This window comes from Chitinophaga sp. 22620 (assembly GCF_052044405.1).
Classification (GTDB): Bacteria; Bacteroidota; Bacteroidia; order Chitinophagales; family Chitinophagaceae; genus Chitinophaga.
Genome location: NZ_JBQEMV010000001.1, coordinates 1430233 through 1451095, shown reverse-complemented (window position 1 = coordinate 1451095; position 20863 = coordinate 1430233). Strand labels below are relative to the sequence as shown.

At 52.9% G+C, this 20863-nt stretch carries 18 protein-coding genes; 3 read left to right on the top strand and 15 right to left on the bottom strand.

Annotated elements, in window-relative coordinates; translation table 11 throughout:
* The first annotated feature begins 10 nt into the window (after positions 1 to 10).
* A complete protein-coding gene (locus ACTJIK_RS06135; RefSeq protein WP_440645474.1) occupies positions 11 to 352 on the top strand; it encodes an MmcQ/YjbR family DNA-binding protein in 342 nt (113 codons plus the stop codon).
* A gap of 43 nt (positions 353 to 395) precedes the next feature.
* Here ACTJIK_RS06135 and ACTJIK_RS06130 read toward each other — a convergent pair whose 3' ends face one another.
* Positions 396 to 1730 carry a Gfo/Idh/MocA family oxidoreductase gene (locus ACTJIK_RS06130; protein ID WP_440645473.1) on the bottom strand — a complete coding sequence of 445 codons (1335 nt, stop codon included), beginning with the start codon at positions 1728 to 1730 and terminating at the stop codon, positions 396 to 398.
* 289 nt (positions 1731 to 2019) lie between these two features.
* On the opposite strand from ACTJIK_RS06130, the gene ACTJIK_RS06125 reads away from it, so the two are divergent.
* A complete protein-coding gene (locus ACTJIK_RS06125) occupies positions 2020 to 3126 on the top strand; it encodes a Fic family protein (RefSeq protein WP_440645472.1) in 1107 nt (368 codons plus the stop codon).
* 2 nt (positions 3127 to 3128) lie between these two features.
* On the opposite strand, the gene ACTJIK_RS06120 is transcribed toward ACTJIK_RS06125, so the two are convergent.
* The 6 genes from ACTJIK_RS06120 to ACTJIK_RS06095 all read right to left on the bottom strand — a co-directional run bounded on the left by ACTJIK_RS06120 (position 3129) and on the right by ACTJIK_RS06095 (position 9936).
* Positions 3129 to 4499 (bottom strand): alkaline phosphatase family protein, encoded by a 1371-nt coding sequence (locus ACTJIK_RS06120; RefSeq protein WP_440645471.1) that lies wholly within the window; start codon positions 4497 to 4499, stop codon positions 3129 to 3131.
* A gap of 50 nt (positions 4500 to 4549) precedes the next feature.
* On the bottom strand, positions 4550 to 5758 hold the full coding sequence (eboE, locus tag ACTJIK_RS06115) for a metabolite traffic protein EboE (RefSeq protein ID WP_440645470.1): 1209 nt from the start codon (positions 5756 to 5758) through the stop codon (positions 4550 to 4552).
* A gap of 40 nt (positions 5759 to 5798) precedes the next feature.
* Complete coding sequence (locus ACTJIK_RS06110; protein ID WP_440645469.1) at positions 5799 to 6950, bottom strand: 3-dehydroquinate synthase; 1152 nt, start codon at positions 6948 to 6950, stop codon at positions 5799 to 5801.
* Positions 6951 to 7059: 109 nt separating this feature from the next.
* A complete protein-coding gene (gene eboC / locus ACTJIK_RS06105) occupies positions 7060 to 7962 on the bottom strand; it encodes a UbiA-like protein EboC (protein WP_440645468.1) in 903 nt (300 codons plus the stop codon).
* A gap of 44 nt (positions 7963 to 8006) precedes the next feature.
* Positions 8007 to 8993 (bottom strand): TatD family hydrolase, encoded by a 987-nt coding sequence (locus tag ACTJIK_RS06100; RefSeq protein ID WP_440645467.1) that lies wholly within the window; start codon positions 8991 to 8993, stop codon positions 8007 to 8009.
* A gap of 64 nt (positions 8994 to 9057) precedes the next feature.
* Complete coding sequence (locus ACTJIK_RS06095; RefSeq protein ID WP_440645466.1) at positions 9058 to 9936, bottom strand: EboA domain-containing protein; 879 nt, start codon at positions 9934 to 9936, stop codon at positions 9058 to 9060.
* Between the two features lie 629 nt (positions 9937 to 10565).
* Here ACTJIK_RS06095 and ACTJIK_RS06090 point away from each other — a divergent pair.
* Positions 10566 to 10973 carry a transmembrane 220 family protein gene (locus ACTJIK_RS06090; protein ID WP_440645465.1) on the top strand — a complete coding sequence of 136 codons (408 nt, stop codon included), beginning with the start codon at positions 10566 to 10568 and terminating at the stop codon, positions 10971 to 10973.
* A gap of 61 nt (positions 10974 to 11034) precedes the next feature.
* Here ACTJIK_RS06090 and ACTJIK_RS06085 read toward each other — a convergent pair whose 3' ends face one another.
* The 8 genes from ACTJIK_RS06085 to ACTJIK_RS06050 all read right to left on the bottom strand — a co-directional run bounded on the left by ACTJIK_RS06085 (position 11035) and on the right by ACTJIK_RS06050 (position 20518).
* Positions 11035 to 11289, bottom strand: coding sequence for a Txe/YoeB family addiction module toxin (locus ACTJIK_RS06085; RefSeq protein ID WP_440645464.1), 255 nt, complete (start codon positions 11287 to 11289; stop codon positions 11035 to 11037).
* A 97-nt stretch (positions 11290 to 11386) separates the two neighbouring features.
* Entirely contained in the window at positions 11387 to 14797 is a 3411-nt protein-coding gene (locus ACTJIK_RS06080; protein ID WP_440645463.1) for a ThuA domain-containing protein, read from the bottom strand.
* A gap of 100 nt (positions 14798 to 14897) precedes the next feature.
* On the bottom strand, positions 14898 to 15623 hold the full coding sequence (locus ACTJIK_RS06075; RefSeq protein WP_440645462.1) for a ThuA domain-containing protein: 726 nt from the start codon (positions 15621 to 15623) through the stop codon (positions 14898 to 14900).
* 11 nt (positions 15624 to 15634) lie between these two features.
* Positions 15635 to 16354, bottom strand: a complete 720-nt coding sequence (locus ACTJIK_RS06070; RefSeq protein ID WP_440645461.1) for a 3-keto-disaccharide hydrolase — start codon at positions 16352 to 16354, stop codon at positions 15635 to 15637.
* Between the two features lie 25 nt (positions 16355 to 16379).
* A complete protein-coding gene (locus ACTJIK_RS06065) occupies positions 16380 to 16784 on the bottom strand; it encodes a c-type cytochrome (protein ID WP_440645460.1) in 405 nt (134 codons plus the stop codon).
* 63 nt (positions 16785 to 16847) lie between these two features.
* A complete protein-coding gene (locus tag ACTJIK_RS06060) occupies positions 16848 to 17900 on the bottom strand; it encodes a sugar phosphate isomerase/epimerase family protein (RefSeq protein ID WP_440645459.1) in 1053 nt (350 codons plus the stop codon).
* A gap of 183 nt (positions 17901 to 18083) precedes the next feature.
* Complete coding sequence (locus ACTJIK_RS06055) at positions 18084 to 19247, bottom strand: Gfo/Idh/MocA family protein (RefSeq protein ID WP_440645458.1); 1164 nt, start codon at positions 19245 to 19247, stop codon at positions 18084 to 18086.
* 32 nt (positions 19248 to 19279) lie between these two features.
* Positions 19280 to 20518, bottom strand: a complete 1239-nt coding sequence (locus ACTJIK_RS06050; RefSeq protein WP_440645457.1) for an MFS transporter — start codon at positions 20516 to 20518, stop codon at positions 19280 to 19282.
* Positions 20519 to 20863: the final 345 nt, after the last annotated feature.

Sequence of the window (20863 nt, the reverse complement as noted above, 5' to 3'; positions counted from 1 at the left end):
ACCGGGTGTTATGATAGACAAGCTCCGCGCCATTTGCAGCCAGTTCCCGGGCGTTACGGAAGATATCAAGTGGGGCGCCGACCTTTGTTTTTGCGTGGGCGCGAAAATGTTTTGCGTGGTAGGCATAGAAGCGCCGCATAACTTCTCTTTCAAATGCTCGGAGGAAAATTTTGAAGCGCTGACCGAACGGGAGGGCGTCATTCCCGCGCCATACATGGCGAAACACTTGTGGGTGGCCGTGCGCAAGCCTTCCGTATTAAAAAAGGACGAACTGGCGCAGCTCCTGGAGGAATCTTATACAATGGTAAGAAACAAGCTGCCGAAGAAAGTGCAGGAAAAATTGGGGAAATAAAAACTGCCATAAAAAAAGGGCCGCGTAAAACGGCCCTTTTTCGTTAGACTTTAGGTTCCCAGCCCTTTTCGTAGGACCGCCCCCAAAGCTGAGCTGCTTCCTTGTTATGCAGAATATGACCGTTGGCAGGATCGGTGGTGAGGATGGAGCCGCTGCGCTGGGAGATATTGCCCAGGTGGCAGAGCAGCACGCTTTTGGCGCCTTCTCCCACGCCGTAGTTCAGCTTCGCGTTGCCGCGGATGGCTTCCATCCAGTTGCTGATGTGCACCGCGTCCAGGAATTCCCCGGCAGGGCTTACCACGTTGGTAGCGTCGCGGTTCTCGGTTTTATTCTCTTTTACTTCTTTTACGACGTTGCCTTTCAGATCAAGGATCTTATAGCTGTCGCCGCCGTCGCAGTAAAGAGAACCTTTTTCGCCGAAGATGGTGAACCCGCGGCCGCTGCCTTCCAGCTTGTAAGGATGGGCGCTGCGGCCTTCCCATACAATGGAGCGGTTGCCGTCGAACTCGAAAGTGATGGTTTGTGTATCAGGTGTTTCCCAGTCGTCGCCGGAATAGGCGTAACGGCCGCCCGCGGAGGTTACCCTGGTGGGATAATCCACGCCCATGAACCAGCGCATGCAATCCACCTCATGGGTGCCGTTGTTGCAGGCTTCGCCGGTGCCCCAGAGCCAGCGCCAGTGCCAGTCGTAATGCACCACGTTGTCGACATAATCATGTCTGGGCGCGGGGCCTTGCCAGAGCCCCCAGTCGAGGTTGGACGGCACGGGTACTTTTTTGCCTACGCCTATCGGCTTGCGGTCGTTCACATACCAGCCACGGGCGAAGTACACGCGGCCGAGTATCTTGTCTTCCTGGATGTCTTTGTAAGCCTGCCGCATGTTAGGCCAGGAACGACGCTGGTTGCCCATTTGCACTACGCGTTTATATTTCGCGGCGGCTTCCACTACCAGTTCGCCTTCGCGGGGATTGTGGCCTACCGGCTTTTCAACGTACACGTGTTTGCCCGCAGCGCAGGCCATGATAGCGGCGGGTGCATGCCAGTGGTCCGGCGCGGCGATCATCACCGCATCCAGGTCTTTCCTTTCCAGCATTTTCCGCACATCTTTTATTACTTCCGGCTTGCGGGCCTGCTGGCTGACGGCTTTGAGGCCCTTTTCAGCGGCTTTGTCGTCCACATCGCAAATAAAGCCCACCTCTGCGTTGGGCAGCTTGGAAGCCACCTTGGCCAGCCAGTTGCCCCGCGAGTTCACGCCCATCATGCCTATCACAAGTTTGTTGCTGGGTGCGTTCTTACCGAACACAGGGAAGTTCAGAACGGTGATCCCCGCCCCTACGCCGGCCATGGCGCCGGTCTTCAGAAAGTCTCTCCTTTTCATAACATAGTTTGGTTTAGCCTTGCTTACCGTACCTGCGTTAACGTGGCGGACGGGGTTGGGAACCCGCGTCCCTATTGACAGCAATCGGTTGCAATTAAATGTAAGGAAGAATAGGAAATTATTGCGAAAAAAATAGATGAGCGGGAAGACAGGGCAGGGCCATTTAAAGGCGATGAGCCGATTACGGCGGTTAATCGGCTCAATTTTTCCCGGTATCTGAGCCGATTAAAATCGCTAATCGGCTCATTTTTTGCCTATATTTGAGCCGATTATCAAAATTAATCGGCTCATGGCGTATCACTGGCAACTGCCCGACTGGCCCAATTTTACATACAGGACTGAAGATATCCAACCGCTGATAACCGATTTTGCGCGTGAAACGGGAGAGATGAACGGCGTGCTGCTGGCTTTGCCAGGGAATGTGCAGGAGGAAATATCCCTTCAGCTGATGCTGGCAGAAGCGGTGAATACTTCGGAAATAGAAGGAGAATATCTGAGCCGGGAAGATGTGATGTCTTCCATCCGGAACAACCTGGGATTAAATGAAACGCCTGAATATGTCAAAGACCGCCGGGCCTCGGGGGTCGCAAGGCTGATGGTGGACGTCCGCAGATCCTATGCAGCACCGCTAAATATCGCGATGTTGAAAGAATGGCACAAGGATTTACTGGAGAACGCCAAAAACATCAACACCGGTGAATGGCGGCAAGGCACAGCTCCCATGCAGGTTATTTCCGGCGCGCCGGGGAAAGAGATCATTCACTACGAAGCGCCGCCTTCCGCTATCGTACCCAAAGAAATGGAGCGCTTTGTAAAATGGTTTAATAACGTTGATTTCGACATAAACGGGGATATTGCACATGCCATATTAAAATCCACGATAGCTCACCTGTATTTCGAATCCATACATCCTTTCGAAGACGGCAACGGGCGCATTGGCAGGGCTATTGCTGAGAAAGCGCTGTCGCAGTCGTTGAGGCGCCCAGTGATGCTTAGCCTGTCCAAAATAATCGAGAAAAACAGGAAGGCGTATTACGAAGCGCTCAAAAAAGCGCAGCGCTCCCTGGAAATTACAGACTGGATAAGGTATTTCGCGATGGTGATCATCGAGGCGCAGAAAGATGCAAAATCGATGGTGCAATTTATCCTAAAGAAAGCCCGCTTCTTTGACCGGTATAAAGACCAGCTGAACAGCCGGCAGCTAAAAGCTGTGAATAAAATGCTGGATGCAGGAGAGGAAGGATTTGAAGGGGGAATGACAGCCAGGAAATACATCAGTATCACCCAAACCTCCAAACCTACTGCTACGCGGGATCTGCAGCATCTTCACGAGATAGGGGCATTTACGCAGGAAGGCGCGGGAAGATCCGTAAAATATCATCTGAACATACCCTGACTTTATTCCTCCAGCCCGATATGCTGCAGGATAATATCATGCACGTCCACCGCCTGCACGTTTTCTTTTACCGCCTGCGTGGTGATCAGCACGGGGTGGTCCTTTTTGTCTTCGGCGATCCTTCCGTGGGAACCTTTTATCAGCGTGGCGTTCAGCGGTATCACGTCCATAAGGTAGCGGAAGCCGAGTTTCTTTTTCAGCACTTTACCGATCACTTTCATTTTCACGAAAGGGTCGGCCGGGTTGAGGAACATCTCCACGGGGTCGTATCCGGGTTTGCGGTGAATATCCACGATACGCGCGAAGTCCGGCGCTTTGGCATCGTCTTCCCAGTAGTAGTAGGTAAACCAGCTTTGCGCATCGGCCACCAGCACAAAATCGCCGCTGCGTTCGTGATGCAGGTGATGTTCGTGTATGCCTTCGCGGTCCAGCACCATTTCCACGCCGGGAATGTTCTCCAGGAGCTCGCGCACCTGTTTCACGCAACAGGGATCGTTGATATAAATATGCGCCACCTGGTGGTCAGACACTGCAAAGGCGCGGGAAGCGCCGGCATCGAGCAGTTCAAGGCCTCTTTCCACTCTCACACTGATCAGCCCCTTTTCGCGCAGCAGCCTGTTGATGTGAATAGGTTTGCTGACGTTGGTGATGCCGTATTCGGATAATATGATGATCTCGCTTTGCTGCTGCTCGTAGTATTCCACGAGCTGCCGCACTACTTTATCGATCGCGTTCAGCTCAGGCGCTATTTTCGTATAGTCATGACCGAATTTCTGCAAACAATAGTCGAGATGGGGAAGATAAATGAGCGTGAGGTTGGGATCATGCCATTTGTCCGTGAGAATAGACGCATCGGCGATCCACTGGGTGCTTTTGATATTGGCGCCCGGGCCCCAGAACTGGAAGAGCGGGAACTGGCCCAGCTCCTGCTGCAAGCGGTCGCGGAGGGAGGCGGGATGCGAATAACAGTCGGGCATCTTCCGCCCGTCTGAAAGGTATTGCGGGCGCGGGGTAACGGAAAAGTCCGCGCTGGAATACATATTGTACCACCAGAACATTTTTGAGCAGGTGAAGCCTGGATGCAGCTGGCGGGCGCGCTCCCAGACCTTTTCACCGTAAACGAGCTTGTTGGATTGTTTCCAGAATTTGATCTCGGAGTCTGTGCGGTCGTACCAGCCGTTGCCTACAATCCCATGTTCGCTGGGCCACTGGCCGGTGAGGTAGGTGGATTGTACGGCGGTCGTAACGGCGGGCAGCATTGGCGCAATAGCAGATGTGTGGTGCTTTTTAGCGTAAGCTGCCAGGAATGGCGTGTGTTCGCCGATCAGCGCAGCAGACAATCCTACTACATCTATTACCACGGTCTTTTTCATAGTTTCTTTCTTCTTCGCGTTACAATTTCGGGCTCAAAACTATGACCCTGTCAGGATAATTCCAACTGTTGCAACACCCATTTCATCTCCCGGGCGATAGATCCGCCCATTTCCTGTTTTAACCCGGGAGGGAGCACTTCCCAGGTATAGGTTTCTACTTCAAGGTGTTGGGTGAACGGTTTGGCTGCCTGCAAGGCCAGCACGCGGCTAATGTCGTCGCGGGTGGAGGTAAGCACGCCAAAGTCCTGGACAAATACCGGCACGTGGAAATGCGCACGCCATTCTTCAAGGTCCGCCCTGCCTGCATCCGCAAGCGCTTCGGGCATATCAGGATAATGCACTTTCTGATCATTGCTCATCCGCGCGATCACCTGGTGCAGGTATATTTTCTCGTCAAAAGCCGCAAACGCGTTGATCACCGGCTCCCTCCCTTCTTTCGGGAAAAGGCCTTTCAGTGCGGCGCTTATCTGTATCTTACCAACTTTCAGGCCAAAGAAATGCATGCGTTCCAGCACCACTTTCGGGTCTTCATAACTCACGGCAAAGTGGCATACGTCGTAACACAGCTGCACGTGGTTCTTGATGGCAAGGGTAGCTTCTTCTTCGCTCATGCCGAACTTGTCGGTGAACATCATCACGCCTGCGGGCAACAGGTGCTGGAAATACCAGTCGAGGTATTCCTTGGAATTTTCCAGCATGCCGTCGGGCTCAGGCTCCACGTCTATATGCAGCAGTGGGCCGCCGCTTTTATGGATGCTGATGAGCTGTTCCACCACCAGCAGCATGTTGAGCGTGGCGCTTTCCATGATGGATGTATGTTCTTCGCCGCAGCGGTGCCAGATGCGGTAAGAAAGCGGGGAGGTAGACACGCCGCCTTCCATGCCCTCGGGCAGCAGCGCCGCCAGTATACGGAAGAGGCGGATGGTGTAGGCCACGCGTTCCGCCGTAGCCCAGTCAGGCGTATGCACCTGGTCTTTCACGCGCTCCTTGTGGAAACCGCCGTACGGGAAACCGTTCATGGTAAACACGTAACAATCATTTTCCCGCAACCAGTCACGGAAAGCGTTCAGGGGCGCTTCTTTGGACAACTCCAGGCTGGCCAGGTTGCTGAGCCGCAGGCCGATGCCGAAAGGCTTACCGGGACTTACCTGCGCCTTTACGGCGGGTATGAACTGCTGCAGCTGCGCGAAATGCTCGCTCCAGCTTTCGCCTGCATGGATATTGGTGCAATAAGTCAGATGGCCCGATGGCGTATACATGTTCTATAATCTTATGCTAATCTGTTCAATTAAAGCGGCGCTACCATTTGTCGCGCAGCATGTTCACCGCTTTGCGCAGCGTGGCATTGTCTATGGAATGCACTTCCTTTCCTTTGCCGATCCCTTCAAGCAGGGCAATGGTAAGCCTTCCGCCAAGGTGTTCCCTGAATTCTTCCAGGCCCGCCATGATGGGAGAAGCATCGTCTTCTATCTCCAGCAACGGGTGGTACAGCGGCAGGCGCAGCTTTTTCAGCAGCTGTATGATCCTTTCAAGAGAATCCGCATCCAGCAGGCCGGTGAGCCAGGAATACACGCTGTCCAGCGCGATGCCGATAGATACGGCTTCGCCGTGGCGCAATTCAAAATCGGTGAGCTGCTCCAGCTTGTGCGCGCTCCAGTGGCCGAAGTCCAGCGGGCGCGAAGAGCCGCTCTCGAAAGGATCGCCGGCGCCGCCGATATGTTGTATATGCAGTTCCGCGCAGCGGCGGATGAGGTATTGAAGGCTTTGGGATTCGCCCACGGAAAGCTCTTCGGCATGCGCTTCCATCCATTCAAAAAAGGTAGCGTCTTTGATCAGCGCCACTTTCACGGCCTCTATCATGCCGGAGCGCCAGTCGCGCTCATCCAGCGTGGAAAGATAATGCGCGTCGTTGAACACGGCTGCGGGCGGTGCAAAAGTGCCGAGGAAATTCTTTTTACCGTGGTAGTTGATACCGTTCTTCACGCCCACGCCGGAATCGTTCTGCGATAACACGGTAGTGGGTATACGAATATGTTTGATGCCGCGGTGGCTTACCGCGGCCACGTAGCCAACAAGGTCCAGCACGGAGCCGCCGCCGATGGCCACTACGTATGAATGCCGGTCTATCGCATGCTGGTCGATCTCGTTCACAAGCCAGTAAAATAGCTGCAGATCGTTCTTGGAAGCTTCTCCGCCGGGCACCACGATGATGTCCTGCACGAGCTCGTAGCTATCCAGGCTGCTGCAATATGCGGTGATCTGTTCCTGCAGCGTGTCGTGGTGTTTGGTCACGCCATCATCCACGATAAACAGCAATTTTTTCCGGATGCCTTTCTCTGCACGGGAATCCAGGAAGCCGGAAAATACCGGGTTGGTTGGATCAAATAAATGTTCTGTAAAAAAAACCTTGTATTCGAACTGAACGCTGAAAGATTGTTGAATATACGACATAGCTAAGCTCCGCCCCGTTTGCCGGGCAATTTTTAAACGGTTAAATGTACAAAAAAGGACGTTACCGGCTGCTATTTTTTACAGCTGGCAGATACTTCAGTTGAACGGTTCAGGTAACGGCAAACGCCCTGGAAAGAAGGATGGACATTGGCAGAAAGGCCAGCACTATCAATGGATAGGGAAACACTGCAAAGGCCGCCACCCAGGCGGCATTCATGGCAATAAGGCCTATAATGCCCCCTTTCACGGCTTTCCCGATATTGGGCCCTGTCGGCTCTTTCATAGCTTTCAGCAGGGGGGAGAAAATAAGATACAGTAAAACGAGCAGGTAAATTCCCACCATCAGCGCCTCCCCTTTCATCAGGCCCTGCCAGAAAATAACGCCGCATACAATGGCATAACCGGCGGCGGCCATCATGAGCGTGCGTTTTTTCCCGCCATGCACTTCATCGCGGGAGATCATGGTGATGGATGCGATATAAAGCACCGGCACCACCGCCAGCCAGCCGTATTGCGGCAGTGATGCGGGAACGATGCTGATGCCCAGCAAAAGGTTCAATCCGCGGCACAGCCCCATATTAAATGGACCGAGCGCTTTGTGGTGTTTGCCCCATTTGTCGTACACGAGCGCCGCCACCGCAATGCCGATGGCAATGAAACCTGAGATCTCCCCTACGGTGAAAGCGGCCAGCACTCCCAGCAGCAGCAGGTATACGCCCAGCACCACCGCTTCTGTTTTTGAAATGATGCCGGAAGGAATGGGCCGCTCGGGCCGTTCTATGCGGTCCAGCGAGGCGTCGAAAATATCGTTGAACACCACGCCTCCGCCGTAGAGGCCGATGGTGGCTATGGCAAGACAGGTAGCCTGCAAAACCGACTGAACGTCTGTGAGCCCGTGAGCGAGAAAACCGGAGATCGCAATGCCGGCCATAATATCGGTAATGGCCGTCAGTATATTGGCGGGCCGCATCAGTCGTAGATAGCCAAGCAGTTTGCTGAGGATATAGTTCACTTGTTAGTCAGGTTTTCAATACAATAAAGCAATGGATAAAATTGTTACCGGATAATGGTGGATTGTTTATTGGGTCTGGGTTGCTGCCCTCCGCGCAAAACCGTGCTCCCATTATACTTCAGGCTTTGGTCAATTTGGCCGGGTTGTTCAAAGTCCGCTTCGTTGATCTGGCCGCTTTGCGCGAACGCGGTGATGGCGTTGCGATAGGTCACCAGTTCAACATCCGCTTTTGAGATGCCGCGTTCCAGCATGAGCGCGGCGGTTTTGGGCACTGCCAGCGGATCGCTGATGCCCCAGTCTGCGGCGGAGTTCACCATGATGCGCTCCGTACCGTATTGTTTCACGACTTCCACCATGCGTTCGTTCCCCATTTTAGTGAAGGGATAAATGGTGAAAGCCGCCCAGAAACCGCGGTCCAGCACTTCTTTCACGGTCTCCTCGTTGTTGTGGTCCACGATCACCATGTAGGGGTCGAGGCCCATTTCAATGGCGATGTCCATGCTTCGCTGTGTGCCTTGTTTTTTATCGCGGTGCGGGGTATGTATCTGCACGGGCAGGCCGGCTTCTTTGGCCAGCAGCAGCTGCGCGCGGTAATATTTTTCTTCCAGCGCCGTCTGGTCGTCGAAGCCTATTTCGCCAACGCCCACCACGCCTTCTTTGTAAATGAAAAGCGGCAGTATCTCCATTACCTGTTCGCTGAGCGCTTCGTTGTTCGCTTCTTTTGAGTTGAGGCCGATGGTGCAGTAATGTTTGATGCCGAACTGCGAGGAGCGGAACCTTTCCCAGCCAACGAGGCTGCTGTAATAGTCCCTGAAAGTATCCACGCCGGTTCGGGGCTGGCCGAGCCAGAACGCGGGTTCTATGATAGCGGCCACTCCGGCGTCTGCCATGGCCTGGTAATCGTCCGTGGTACGGGAGGTCATGTGTACATGCGGATCAAAAAAACGCATGCCTTTGATGGCCTCCAGGTAAGCCGGGTTGTGCGGTTGGGGTACAAGATCTTTTTCCGTCAGCTGAGCACTACAACACATAAGAATTATAAATTACGATCGGGTTTAAATTAATAATAATGGGCAGGCTGTCCAATAACATAAACTAGTCATTTACACGACTGGCAACCGTGTTCCAGGTAAGCTTTCCGGAGCTTATATCCGTTTTCATTTCCTTTCTTGTTTCCAGCAGGTCCTTCGCGGGCTGATATGCAGATGCAGCGCAGGCGAGCGCAGCTGCTTCCCTTTCAGCATGTTGTTCGGAGAACCATATCCTTTCAATGTCTTCAAAATTGCCGGCATGGATGAACGGCGCTACCATGCGCCAGATGAGCGGATGCACGGTTCTTCCGGCAGCCCAGCGTTCGTGCGCAAAGTCTGTCAGGATGCGGGCAAGCGCGGGATTGGCGCGTTCATCAACTCCCACTATATATTGCACCGGTTTTTCGGTGAAGAAGGCTTTCATGATCAGCTGGTTCCACGCAGGTTCATCCAAATACCGGGCCGGGTAAGGGTTACGCAGCATGATGGCTTCCAGTACCACGCCGATGTTGGAGCGGATGCCTTCGGCGGTGCGCAGCTTCCAGGCTTCCGGGAATGCCAGCAATGGCAATGCGCCATAAAGCGCTACCAGCTCGTTCATTTCAGCGGCATGAAAAAGATTCTCTATCGCCTGCGTATACGTTCTCTGATCCGTGGGCGGCAGCTGCATAAGCCACCAGACCCTGAACAGGCGGTCGGTTGTATAACCTTCCAGTTGAAAGGGCAGCAATGCCGCGGCCTGCTCATCGGTTACGTTAACGTTATCACGGCCCAGGAAACGGGGGGCGGCGGTAAAAGCAATATTGAATGCCTGCATGGAGTGCTGCTCCTGCCAGGCGCGAAGTTTATCTGTGATCCACTGTTGGCCTTTTTCCGGTGTATTGTTGGCAAGTACCTGGTATAGCGTTCCCGAAACCGGTTCCCTGTTAAATGCGTATCCCATGGGGCTAAAATAATGAATTTCAGGCTTAGGGAAAGGGTGATAATTTTTATACGGGAGAGGAAAATGGTACCGGGCGGGCTCTTGATGGGGTTTTGTAAAAATAAAAGAGAGGCAACTAGTGCCTCTCCTTCCGCCATTCTAAAACCTGATTAGTAACCAGGATATTCTTCAGGGGATGCGGTCCCCAATGTCGTTTTCAGGGTTATTTATTCAAAAGCCGTGCCGGGTTGCCGGTGGCTTTCAATTGCAATATAAGAATTAAAAATCGTTCGGCGCTCACCCCAAAGTGTCAAAATTTTAACATTCCCTTTGGAAAAACGATTTTGCAGGAAGAGGAAATCAAGCTGGCTGTCTTTATTAAAGCGGCACTTCCTGGATAAAAGTGCCTGATTCAAAGTGGAATTTATAAAGACAAAAAATTATTTAGGTTAGACGAGTCAGCGTAGATTTTTATTCATGCAAAGGTTCACTACAATTTTGTTGTTTCTGATGTTCTAAAATTATAACATTTATTTAACAACCACAAACATCTTGGCCACTTTTTTTTAAAACCCCGCCAGGTGACGTTGAAATGGCGGATTTTCCGTAAGTTTAATCAATTTAGCTAATATTATTTCACTTTTTACATCATGAAGATATTTAATGTAGTTTTTGCTGTGCTGTTCGTATTATTTGCCGCTCTGCAGTGGAACGACCCGGACCCTTACATCTGGATGCCGATCTATCTCTACGGGGCCATCTTCTGCGCCCTGGCCGCGGCTGGCAACTATTACAAAGGCTGGTACCTCTTCGGCATCGTGGCCGCCCTGGGCTATGCCGTATACCTGTTTTTCACGAAAGACGGCGTGCTCAGCTGGATGACCGAGCACAACGCCGAGAACATCGCCGGCAGCATGAAAGCATCCCAGCCCTGGATCGAGGACACCAGGGAGTTTTTCGGCCTGTTCATTATCATCATCGTACTGCTGGTGAATTTCGTAAGCACCAGCCAGAAACGCGCGAAAAAAATGCGAAAGAAAATGATGAAGATCGGTTGATATAAGTAATTCATTATCAAAAAGCTGCCCCAGGAAAGGCAGCTTTTTTCGATTTACAGGATCAGTAATGATACCTGCACATTAAAATATGGATATTGTTATTATTCACTCTGTAAACCACCCGGTGTTCCTGATCGATTCTCCGGGACCAGCATCCTGCAAGATTTGCTTTTAATCCCTCCGGTTTGCCCAGTCCTTCAAAAGGCTGCCTCATCGTGTCCCTGATAAGCTCATTGATTTTCTTTAGTATCTTTTTATCTGTCTGTTGCCAATACCAATAATCCTCCGACCCTTGCGGGTCCCATGAAAGGTTCATTTTTAGTCTATTGTGGTGGCTCACCAAAATTTGCTGAAAATGAAAAGGGGAAGGCAATCATCCTTCCCCCTTCGTAAATTATCTACCAGGAAATGCTCTATTTAGCCAAAAGCCTCACCGCATCAACCCCTACCGGCAGCTTTTCGGCGGGATCCGCTGCTTTAAACACCAGGTAAAGCGCATGTTTCTTTCCATCCGCGATGGCCGGGAAGGAAATAGTGGCCGTATTGGGCTTGCCGGAAGCCGCTCCTGCCCCGATATTAACGGGCGAGCCCAGCTGCTGGCCGCCCTGGCTGTCCAGGTGCGCGGAAACGGTGTAGCCGTACTGCGGCGCTTCCTGCACAAAGTAGCTCAGTTCCAGCGCGGTTACGTCCGTCAGATCCATTTCACGGTAAGCAACCCAGGAATTGGCGGTGGGGATCAGCAGTTTTTTGCCGTTGATCTCTACCGTAGCCGCAGCATCGGATTTCACGTAGCTGCCCGCCTGGAACCGCGCATTGCGAAGCTCGGCATTGGCTACGCCCGTAATGGGACGGATGCCCTTACCACCTTTGTCCGTATAAGACGCCATCAGGTAAAACACGCCTTTGTCTTTCAACTCTTCGCCCATGGTTGGGTCCACAGCGCCGGAAACCGGCAGGCTGGGCTCCTGTTTGTCGCCGCCAGCCAGGGAAAAGATGTATTCCACTATCTGTTTGGCTTCTGCATTTGAAATAGTCGGGTGGGCGCTCATGGCTGTTTCTCCCCAAACGCCGCCGCCGCCTTTGATGATCTTGTCAGCAAGGTATTCGGGTGATTTGGGATCGGCTTTATATTTTTCAGCCACCTGCATAAAGCTTGGGCCGATGGATTTCTCATTGGGTTTGTGACAGGTTTTGCAGTCGGAAGACTCCATGATGTTCTTTCCTGCAATCGCGCCTGAAATAACCTGGTGCCCCTGGCTCATCGCGGCTTTGTCCCTTCCTTCCATGTAAACGCCTTTCACATACAGGTTGGTCACATCCAGCGTACCGGCGGCAGTGCTGCCGTCTTCTTTATCCGTCACGCTCACGCTGTAGCGCACCTGTTTGCCGGGGAAATAGAACTGCTGGTTGCCCAGGATATTCACTTTCACTTCGGGCGTTTCGTTGCCTGCGTACACGTTCACCATTTTGGTGCGGGAAGTGGCGCCCTTACTGTCTGTTACGTCTACGAACACGGGGTATTCGCCGGCGGTGGCGAAAGTATATTCAGCAAAAGGCTCTTTCGTTTCCAGCTTGTTGCCATTGCCGAAGTTCCAGAGGAAAGTAATGGCATCGCCATCGGGGTCTACTGCGCCTTCGGCTTCCAGCTTCACTTTGAAGGGTAATGCGCCGGTGAGCTTATCCACTTTCAGCGTGGCCTTCGGCGCGCGGTTGCCACCGTTGTAGTCGATGCGGGAAAGGCCCGCATCAGCATTTTTGCTGAACCAGCCGTTGCCGTATTCGAGTACGTACAACCTGCCGTCCGGCCCCATTTCCATGTCTATCGGGGCGTTGAATTTGGTGGAAGGCATGAAACGTTCCATCTTCTGGTAATTGCCGTCCTTATCCATGGTCACGGCCATGATCCAGCCGCGGATCCAGTCGTAGATGAAAAGTTTACCGTTATAATAATCCGGGAAACGCGTTTCAGCGGGATAAAACTCGCTGTAATACACAGGACCGGCTTCTGCATTGCGGCCGCCTGCGCCCACCAGCGGGAATTCTTCAGACTTCGCGTAAGGATACCAGATGAACGCTGATGTTGCCGGCGGAAGCTCTGTTAAACCGGTATTGTTGCGTGAGTTGTTGATGGGTTTGGCAGGATCGAATGCGGGACCGGAAACGCCGGTCTCATAATCGAATGCGCGGTAAGGCTGGTTGTTCCCGATGAACAAAGGATAACCGAAATAACCTGCTTTTTTGGCCTGGTTGACCTCGTCGTATCCTCTCGGACCGCGCAGGGAGTCGTTGTTGGATGCATCCGGGCCTACATCGCCCCAGTAAACGTAGTTGGTCTTACGGTCCACTGAAATGCGGTAAGGGTTGCGGGTGCCCATGGCGTAGATCTCCGCTTTTGTTTTATCGGTGGCTTTAAAGAGGTTGCCCTCCGGAATTTCGTAAGTGGCGTCTTCCTTCACACGGATGCGGATGATCTTGCCGCGGAGGTCGTTGGTGTTGGAAGAAGTTCTGCGCCCGTCGTACTGCAGGTGCCCCGGGCGATCGTCCAGCGGGCCGAAGCCTTTGCTGGTGTAAGGCTGGCCCGGCTCGTCGAAAGGCGTGGTATTGTCGCCGGTGGAGAGGTACAGCAGGCCGTCTCCGCCGAAAGCGATGGAGCCGCCGGTGTGGCAGCATATCTGGCGTTGTGAATAGAATTGCAGGATGATCTTTTCGCTTTCAGGGATCACTTTATTGTCTTTGAACGTAAAGCGGCTCAGCCTGTTCACGGAAGTATCGGCGGGGGAATAAAACAGGTAGATGTAATTATTCTTCGCGAAGTCGGGGTCTGCCGCAAGGCCGAGCAAACCTTCTTCTGCGTTCACGCCTTTCACGTCGGTTTTGTGGTATACGTTCAGGAAGCCGACCTGGGTGAGGCTCTTGCGTGATTCGCTGTACAGCATGATCTCGCCGCGGCGCTGCGCTACGAGGATGTCCAGGTTGGGCAGGACCGCCATTTCGGTAGGCTCAAAAAATTCGCCGCTGGTGAGCATTTGTTTGGTAAAGCGGTCTTCGTCAGGCACGCGCAGCGATTTTGCGGCGGCGTAATCCAGCACGCGGTTCTTGCCGATGGCGTATTGAATACCGCCGAGAATATGTTTGAGGTAATTGGGTTCGGTGTAAGACTCTTCGGTGTGGCCCAGTTCGGTATACCAGGCGCGGCCGCCGTCGTATTCGTGATACCAGCTGATCCGGTGATCGTCTCCCATGGTGCCGCCTTTGTACGTTTTCTCATCCACTTTCATCAGCACCTTCGTGTCTTTGTTCACGTTCTTGAAGTTGTACCATTCATCGGTATGCTCCCATGTTTCGGGGATCTCAGCGGTGGAAGGATGATTCTTGTCGGTTACCGTCAGCTTCGCTTTTGCGGTACCGGCGGGATGGTCGTTGAAATAAGCGCCCACCAGCTTGCCGTACCAGGGCCAGCCGTATTCCGTATCGGTGGCGGCGTGGATGCCCACAAAACCGCCGCCGGCCTGGATGTAGCGTTCAAAGTCCGCTTCCTGGCGGTTGTCCAGCACATCGCCGGTGGTGTTCAGGAAGATGATGGCGGCGTATTGCGCGAGGGAATCTTCTGTGAAAAATGCGGCGTTCTCGGTGGTGTCCACGTCAAAACCGTTATCTGCGCCCAGCTGTTGAATGGCTTTGATACCGGCAGGTATAGAGGCATGGCGGAATCCTTCTGTTTTGGAAAATACCAGCACCTTAGGTTTGCCGGGCCTGGATTTGGAGCAGCTTACGATGCCAAGGCCCATAACAGCCAGGATCAGCAGTAATAATGAATTTCTCATTGCGTAAAGCGTGTTTGTAATGTAAACGTGGTTGTGCTAAAGCAGGTAGAGACGCAAAATTTTGCGTCTCTACCTGCTGATATTTTGCATGGCCCTGCGGTCATTTCTTTATACGGGTTACGTATTGGATCCCTCCGAGCACATGTTTCAGGAATGCTTCTTCCCGGTAAGATTCTTTGGTATGGCCCAGCTCCGTGTAAAAAGTGCGGCCGCCGTCGAATTCCCGGTACCAGCTCATGGGGTGATCCCCTCCGTTCTTCCCGCCCTGGTAAGAGCTTTCGTCTATCCTGATCAGCACATGCAGGCCGGGTACAATGCTTTTGAAATTATACCACTCATCTTTCCTCACCCAGCTTGCATCCAGGTGTTTGGTGGAGATATGCGAACGGTCTACTACCTGGAGGGTGGCGGTTTGCTGTTGGGGATGGCTTAAGAAATAAGCGCCCACCAGCTGGTTGTACCAGGGCCAGTCGTATTCCGTATCTGTAGCGGCATGCACGCCGATGTAACCGCCGCCTTTTTTGATGAACGATTCCATCACGGTTTGCTGCTCCGCGTTCAGCACATCGCCGGTGGTGTTCAGGAACATCACGGCTTTGTAGCGTTTCAGGTTCTCCGCGGTAAAAAGCGACGCGTCTTCAGTGGTATCCACGTCAAACCCGTTCTTCGCGCCCAGGTCTATCATGGCCAGTTTGGCCACCGGGATGCAGTCGTGGCGGAAGCCTGCGGTTTTGCAGAACACCAGCAGCCTGGGCTTTGCCTTTTTAAAGGAAGAGCCGGCCACAAGTATTACGAGCAGGAGCAGGATGTATTTTTTGCTGAGCATAGTGGCTGTTACTACAGTTCTCTGATCTTGATATTCCGGTACCATACTTTATCGCCATGGTCCTGCAGCGCAATGTGGCCTTTAGGATAAGCGCCGAAGCCTTCCCAGCTTTTGAACTTGCTGCCGCCTACGAGCGTTTTCCACTCTTCGGTACCCATGGTCGTTTCAGCTGTTTTGTGGCCGTTGAAAATGAGGGTGAGTTTACCGTCTTTTTTGATGATCTTGGCGGTATTCCACTCTCCTACGGGTTTAGCGTATTTGGAAGGCGCTGCGATCAGGTCGTACAGGTCGCCGGAGTTGTGCTTGTGAATTTTGCCGTCGGAATGTTTTGCGTCGTCCAGCACCTGCATTTCAGGACCGGTGGCGTAGGTGGCTTTGAACTTCGGGTCTTCGTGCACGCCGAAGATGATGCCGCTGTTGCCGCCTTCGGATATCTTCCATTGCAGTTCCAGCTCATAGTTCTCGTATTCGCCGTCAGTAATGAGATCGCCGCCGGAAGCGCCTGCTTTTTTGGCATCTGTGTCCAGGAAAAGCGCGCCGTCCTGTACTTTCCAGGCGCCGGGCACTTCCTGTTTCAGGTAGCCGCGCCAGCCTTCGGTGGTCTTACCGTCGAACAGGAGTTTCCAGCCTGCTTTTTTTTCCTTGGCAGTAAGGGAAGGCCCCTGTGCATATGTAGCCGTGGCGCCCGCAAGCAGGCCCAGCAGCAACGTGGAGGTGAATAAACGTTTCATAAAAAAGGTTGTTTAAAGGATGAATTTATTTCACGGTGAGAATGTATTTCACCATTTCTTCCGCGTCGGATTTGGAGATCGCAGCGTGCGGCGCCATGGGCACTTCGCCCCAGTTGCCTGAACCGCCTTTGATGATCTTGTCCGCCAGCATGGAAACATTCTCCGGTGTGTTAGGGTATTTAGCCGCTACTTCCTTGAAAGAAGGGCCGATCACTTTTTCAGTTTCTTTATGACAGGTTGCGCAGTCCTGTGCAGCCATCAGCTCTTTGCCTTTGCCTTTAACATCCGCTACCATTGAGTTGTCTGCCGCAGGTGCGGTCGTTTCTGTTGAAGACGTGCTACCTTCTTCTTTTTTTTCACCACCGCCGCCGCATGCAGCCATAAGGAGTACCGCGCTCATGCATACCGGCATCCACATTGTTTTTTTCATCGTTTACCGAGTTTTATAATTGAGAAAAATCGTTTTGTTTGAAAGACACGCTGTACCTGGGTATCAGATACCGAGTATCCTTTTGTTCAGGCTGTCGTCCGCGCCGGTTCCCGCAAAATCATCGAACGCTTTTTCGGTAACGCGGATGATGTGGTCCTTGATGAAAGGAGCGCCTTCCCTTGCACCGTCTTCAGGGTGCTTGAGCGCGCATTCCCATTCAAGAACGGCCCAGCCGGCATAATCGTATTGCGTCAGCTTGCTGAACACGGCCTTAAAATCCACCTGCCCGTCGCCCAGGGAGCGGAACCTGCCGGGTCTTTCCACCCAGCCCTGGTAACCGCCGTAAACGCCGGAACGCCCGGTGGGATTGAATTCGGCATCCTTCACATGGAACATTTTGATCCTTTCGTGGTAGATATCGATGTAGGCAAGATAGTCAAGACATTGCAAAACAAAATGACTGGGATCATACAACAGGCAGGCGCGGGCATGATTTCCGGCAGCTTCCAGGAAACGTTCGTAGCTGGCACCGTCGTGCAGGTCTTCGCCGGGGTGTATCTCGTAGCAGAGGTCCACGCCGTTGGCGTCCATTTCGTTCAGGATGGGCAGCCAGCGGGAAGCCAGCTCTTTAAACCCTGCTTCCACCAGCCCTGCGGGGCGTTGCGGCCAGGCGTAAAAGGTATGCCACATCAATGCGCCGCTGAAAGTGGCATGGGCGTTCAGGCCCAGGTTGCGGCTGGCTTTGGCGGCGTACATCAGCTGCTGCACGGCCCATTCGGTGCGGGCCTTGTTGTTGCCGCGCAGTTCTTTCGGGGCAAACCCGTCGAACAGTTCGCCGAAAGCGGCGTTAACGGCCACCAGCTGGCCCTGCAAATGCGTGCTCAGCTCGGTGATCTCCAGCCCCGCGCTGTTCACGACGCCTTTGATCTCGTCCGCATAGGTCTTGCTCTCGGCAGCCTTTTTCAGGTCTATTACCCGTGCGTCCCAGGTAGGGATCTGCACGCCCACAAAGCCCAGGTCTTTCGCCCATTTGCAGATGCTCTCCAGGGTATTGAAAGGGGCTTTATCGTCCAGGAACTGCGCCAGGAAAATGCCGGGCCCTTTGATCGTTTTCATCTGTTCAATTTGATTTTTTACGGGTCAGATGGGACCTTACGGTCTCATCTGTTCAAATTATTTTTTAAACGGTCAGATGGAACCTCGCAATTTATCCTCCTGTAGTGAACTCATTGCTCGGTTTCATATTTCTCTCTCCTTATCCGGTTGTCCAATATCCGTTAAATCGCACAAAACGGCCGGTTAAATCTCGAATTTCGTCCATTTTTCGGTACTGGCGGAAGATTTCACCACCATATCGATGAATGCCATGCCGCGGATGCCCTCGTTCACGGACGGGAAGTCCAGCGCTTCGGGAGCGGGTGTGGCGCCGTCTATCTTAGCCGTTAAGGTCAGCGCGAAATTGCGGTAAAGGTTGCCGAACGCTTCCAGGTAACCTTCGGGGTGGCCGCCCGGGGTACGGCAGTTATGCGTGGCATAGCTGCTCAGGTGAGGGTTGCCGCCGCCCGCGCGGAGGATCTCCGTGGGTTTGTCCAGCCATTTCACCAGCAGGGTATTGGGTTCCTGTTGTGCCCATTCAAGACCGCCTTTTTCGCCGTAGACGCGGATCTTGAGCGCATTTTCTTCGCCCGCCGCCACCTGCGACGCCATCAGCACGCCTGCGGCGCCTTCGTTGAAACGCAGCAGCACAGCGCCGTCGTCGTCCAGCATGCGGCCTTCCACCATTACGTTCAGGTCTGCGCAGAGCTTGTCTATCTGCTGGCCGGTGATGTATTCGGCGAGGTTGGCGGCATGGGTACCAATGTCGCCCATACAGCCGCTCTTACCGGAACGTTTGGGGTCTGTACGCCAGGCTGCCTGGGCGTTGCCTTCGCGCTCGCTGAGCTTGCTGAGCCAGCCCTGGGGGTATTCCACCCATACCTTGCGGATCTTGCCGAGCACGCCGTTCTTAACCATCTGGCGGGCCTGCTTTACCATGGGGTAGCCGGTGTAGGTATGTGTGAGCAGGAGGGTAAGACCGGTCTGCTCTACTTTTGCTTTCAGTTGTTTGGCTTCGTCCAGCGTAAAGGTGATCGGCTTTTCGATCACTACGTGGAACCCTTTGTCCAGCGCCATCATGGCAGGTTCAAAGTGCGCGAAGTTGGGCGTCACGATGGTGATGAAGTCCAGCCTTTTGTCCGCAGGCATTTTGGCTTCATTTTCCAGCATCGTTTTGAAGTCGGTATAAATGCGGTCGCTCTCCAGGAACAGCGAGCGTCCGGAATCCTGAGCAATTTCGGGGTTGATGCTCAATGCCCCTGCTTTCAATTCGATCAGGCCGTCCATATTGGCGGCAATACGGTGGATGGCGCCAATGAAGGCGTCTTTGCCACCCCCGATCATTCCCATTCTAAGTTTCCTGTCCATACTATATTTTGATTTCGATATGATTACTTTGATTATGCGGTTTGTGCTTCTGCTTTCAGGTTCACCTTGCTTTTATTCCTGTAGGCAAAGAAGAGGATGGCAAAAGCCACGATGAGGATGATGGGCATGATCATTACGGTGGTCAGCGTGTCCCTGCCTGCCTGCAGGTTTGCAGTGGCGGCATCCGCACCGGCCTGGAGGGCCTTGGCTTTGTTGTTGTCGAACCAGTTGCCCATGAAAGGCAGGATCACGGCTACGCTCAGCATGCCTGCGCCGCCCATGATGTTAAGACCGATGGCACCGGTTTTAGGGATATATTCGGATACAAAACCCAGCATGGTGGGCCAGAAGTAACAAGTGCCAATGGCAAATACGAACGCAGCCGCGAAAGTTACATAACCGGTGGCATTGCTCAGCCAGTACAGTCCGATGGTGGTGAAAATGGCTGAGAGCAGCAACATGCCGGCAGGGTTCAGCTTATGTACCACCGGACCTGCAAAGAGGCGGCCGACGGCCATAATACCGTTAATAAATACAAATATCAGGATGGCAGAAACGCCTACCTGGCCCAGCAGCGTTTCGATCCACTGGCCGGTACCCAGTTCGGTAGCGGCGGTGAGGAACATGCAGAGTACCATGAATATGAAAAGGGGGCCTATACAGGCTTTCAGCATATCGCTGTAAGAAACGCCGGCGCTTACCCTTTCTGTTTCAGGGAACCTGGCAGAAGAAAAAAGGTAACCGTACAGCGCAATCGGAACCAGCAGGATGCCCATGAGCCACTGCCAGCTGAGCTGAAGCTGATCTATCATCAGATAGGCGATCAGGCCGCCGATCACGTTGCCACCGGGGAACCACATGTGAAAACGGTTCAGCATTTTGGTTTTTTCACCAGAATAAATGGTGGCTACCAACGGGTTACAGGCCGCTTCTATGCTGCCGTTGGCAATGCCGATCAGCAGGGTGCCGAGGAACAGCGGCCAGAAGCTCAGGGAGAAAATGGTGAGCACCACCCCGGCAATGTGGCCGAAGAATGCTACATAAAGGATCTTTTTCATGCCCACAACGTCCACCAGCGGGCCGCCGATGATCTGGGCCAGGGTGAAGCCCCAGAAGGCGGTGCCGGCAATAATGCCAACCTGCTCGTTGCTGAGCGTGAAATCGGATCCCCATAACGACATGATCCTTGCGCGGATGGCAAAGGTCATAGCCGTTACAATTAATGAAAGACAGCTGGTGTAAAAAAGCTTTGTTGGCTGTATCTGCTTCATAGACGTGATTTTATAAAAAATTCAATAGCGTATTTAAAACCTTTAAATTTATAAAAAGTATTTACATATTTTCATCTTTTCTTGACGAACAGCCGCCGGTTTATTAAAACACAATATACAATTCGTGTTCAAAAGACAATTAATTTTTCCGCCGCGGTATAATGACAGGCTGGCATTATTTCACGAAAAACCGGGCAGTATTTAAAGTAATTCCCGCATTTCCCTCGTCCATCCCCTAAAAATTCCTAATTTTACGAGCCTCGGAAAACAGGGACCCATGTTCCTGCCACCTTGGCACTGCCTTGCCGCCGGGCTTAATATTTGACTATATTTCTCCCGCTACGA